2 protein-coding genes and 1 pseudogene are annotated in these 2,994 nt (G+C 37.7%); 2 read left to right on the forward strand and 1 reads right to left on the reverse strand.

Annotated elements, in window-relative coordinates; genetic code table 11:
* Positions 1-287 (reverse strand): annotated as a pseudogene (locus BHE89_RS13615) (DEAD/DEAH box helicase); the annotation flags it as partial.
* 119 nt (positions 288-406) lie between these two features.
* Here BHE89_RS13615 and trxA point away from each other — a divergent pair.
* Both trxA and rho read left to right on the forward strand, forming a co-directional pair.
* Positions 407-733 carry a thioredoxin TrxA gene (gene trxA / locus BHE89_RS13620; protein ID WP_006535838.1) on the forward strand — a complete coding sequence of 109 codons (327 nt, stop codon included), beginning with the start codon at positions 407-409 and terminating at the stop codon, positions 731-733.
* A 565-nt stretch (positions 734-1,298) separates the two neighbouring features.
* Positions 1,299-2,549 carry a transcription termination factor Rho gene (gene rho, locus BHE89_RS13625; RefSeq protein WP_128860543.1) on the forward strand — a complete coding sequence of 417 codons (1,251 nt, stop codon included), beginning with the start codon at positions 1,299-1,301 and terminating at the stop codon, positions 2,547-2,549.
* The last annotated feature ends 445 nt before the right edge of the window (positions 2,550-2,994 follow it).

A 2,994-nucleotide genomic window follows, 5' to 3' on the forward strand; every position in this document is an offset into this window, starting at 1 on the left:
TTCGCGTGTTGGTGCCATAATAAGAGCACGAGGTTGATTAGTTTCATGCCCTTCTTTAGCAGGGTGTGTTAAAAGATAATGGAACGTTGAGGTTAAAAAACGCCAACGTTTTTGCCTGTTCCTGTTTGGGCTTGCCCGGCAATGTCTTGACCTTTCACAGTGATAGGTAACGTCAATGCCTGAATTTGTGTACAATTAGAGAACCCTTTTTTCTCAAGGGCTTCTATCACTTTTGGATGCAAGGCGAAGTCGGAAAACTTCTTTTCTGTCAAATATGTTTTGCTCATAATGTAATAGAATATCAGTTATGGGTTGCATTACAAAAGTTTATCCGCTGAAATGCAGACAGACTTTTGTTATTTAATGTTACACTGGTACGGTCAATATTATTCTTTGGAGTAGAACAATGAGCGATAAAATCCTTCACTTATCTGACAGCAAATTCGATGCTGATGTATTAAATGCAACCGGCCCTGTGCTCGTTGATTTCTGGGCTGAATGGTGTGGCCCATGTAAAATGATTGCTCCTATTCTAGATGAAGTTGCAACAGAATACGCTGGTAAATTAACAGTTGCGAAGCTAAACATCGATCAAAACCCGCTGACAGCACCAAAATACGGTATTCGTGGTATTCCTACACTGATTTTATTCAAAAACGGTGCAGTTGCTGCGACTAAAGTGGGCGCATTGTCAAAAACTCAACTAAAAGAGTTTTTAGACGAAAATATCTAATTTGATTTAGATATCAAAAATAAAGTAGGACGTTTAGATCTTGTCAGTATTTCTGTTATTGACCGCTAGACGTCCGCTTCGAAGCATGATAAGTTAGCGCCACTTACTTACATAATATATCGGATCTACTCGTCAATATGATTAGACACGATTAAATAAGTCTGAGATATTGAATATCAAGCGTGCAAAGTAATAGAATTGAATAACATGATATGGTATTTAATCTATATGATATTTAATATAAGTAATCTGAATTCATCTAACCAGTCAAGTTGCCTTAGAATAATCTATAGTATTCAAGGGATATAAATTTTTCCAAAATATGTTCCTAACCCATAAGTTGAAAGTACACTCATGTATCACGAAAATGAATGTCACTTTTTTTGGGATAAAGCTGACTGGTCTAATAGTATTAACACTCTCTAACATAATCATTTTAGTTATACCTTGTGTTAGAAAGTTATAATCTGTAATTTTACACATGACGAAACTGACAGCGATTCGCTGTTATACTATTCACGTTCATAGTTCGAGAGTTACCCCGAGTTATTAAGAACCCACCATTATGAATCTTACCGAATTAAAAAATACGCCGGTATCAGAACTGATAGCACTTGGCGAAAATATGGGGCTAGAGAACCTGGCTCGAATGAGAAAGCAAGACATTATTTTCTCTATCTTGAAGCAACACGCGAAAAGTGGAGAAGATATTTTCGGTGACGGTGTGCTGGAAATATTGCAGGATGGCTTCGGCTTCCTACGTTCCGCAGACAGTTCCTACCTTGCTGGTCCCGATGATATCTACGTTTCTCCTAGTCAAATTCGCCGTTTTAACCTTCGCACTGGTGACACTATCGCAGGAAAAATTCGTCCCCCTAAAGAAGGTGAACGTTATTTTGCCCTCCTAAAAGTTAATGAAGTTAACTTTGATAAACCAGAAAATGCCCGCAGTAAAATCCTCTTTGAAAACTTAACACCTTTACATGCTAATAACCGTTTACGCATGGAACGTGGTAACGGCTCAACAGAAGACTTAACCGCGCGTGTTCTTGACTTAGCGGCACCAATTGGTCGTGGTCAACGTGGTCTTATCGTTGCTCCACCAAAAGCAGGTAAAACCATGTTGCTGCAAAATATTGCAGCAAATATTGCTCATAACTACCCAGATTGTGTATTAATGGTACTTCTAATTGATGAACGTCCAGAAGAAGTGACAGAAATGCAACGCTTAGTAAAAGGGGAAGTTATCGCTTCAACCTTTGACGAGCCCGCTTCCCGCCATGTGCAAGTTGCAGAAATGGTGATTGAAAAAGCGAAACGCTTAGTTGAGCATAAAAAAGACGTTATCATCCTGTTAGACTCCATCACACGTTTAGCGCGTGCTTATAACACCGTTGTTCCTTCATCAGGAAAGGTGTTAACAGGTGGTGTGGATGCAAACGCATTACATCGTCCTAAACGTTTCTTCGGTGCGGCGCGTAATGTTGAAGAAGGTGGTAGCTTGACCATCATTGCAACAGCATTAGTCGATACGGGTTCTAAGATGGACGAAGTTATCTACGAAGAATTTAAGGGTACAGGTAATATGGAATTACACCTGTCTCGTAAAATTGCTGAAAAACGTGTTTTCCCTGCGATTGATTATAATCGTTCTGGTACACGTAAAGAAGAGTTACTGACGTCTCAAGATGAGCTACAAAAAATGTGGATCCTGCGTAAAATTATTCATCCAATGGGTGAAATTGACGCAATGGAATTCCTCATTAATAAGTTAGCAATGACTAAGACAAATGAAGAATTTTTTCGATTTTTATGAAACGATCATAAAGTGTATTAACAACGTGATTGAGCTGAGAATAGGATTAAAATATTAAAATAGTGTGCTCTGTTACAGAATAAGTAATATCACCTCAATTTATATGCTGTTAAGCTCGTTTACTTTGTAAGAATGACGATATGATGAAAACGCCACAATAGTTGTGGCGTTTTTGTTTTTTATGGGTGTAATTCAATTTTAGATTGCAATATTTTAGCGAGATGTTGGTATATATATTGCATGATTTTGTAATTGATAAAAATAGCGATGGCATCAATGAAAATAGTTAAGGAAAATTTATAATTGATGAAGGGTGGTGAGTTTTGAATAAACTCGTCGTGGTGAAGCTGGAAAAAAGAATAAAAACACATGGAAGCGTAAAATAACCAGCTATATTTATTATAGAGAACAGTACTGTGGATATACTAAAAATGGAGCACAAGTC

This window comes from Shigella sp. FC1967 (assembly GCF_001743005.1).
Lineage (GTDB): Bacteria > Pseudomonadota > Gammaproteobacteria > Enterobacterales > Enterobacteriaceae > Proteus.

Excerpts from the sequence above, each read along its gene's own strand:
- trxA (WP_006535838.1), top strand. The coding sequence starts at position 407 with ATGAGCGATAAAATCCTTCACTTATCTGACAGCAAATTCGATGCTGAT.
- rho (WP_128860543.1), top strand. The coding sequence starts at position 1,299 with ATGAATCTTACCGAATTAAAAAATACGCCGGTATCAGAACTGATAGCA.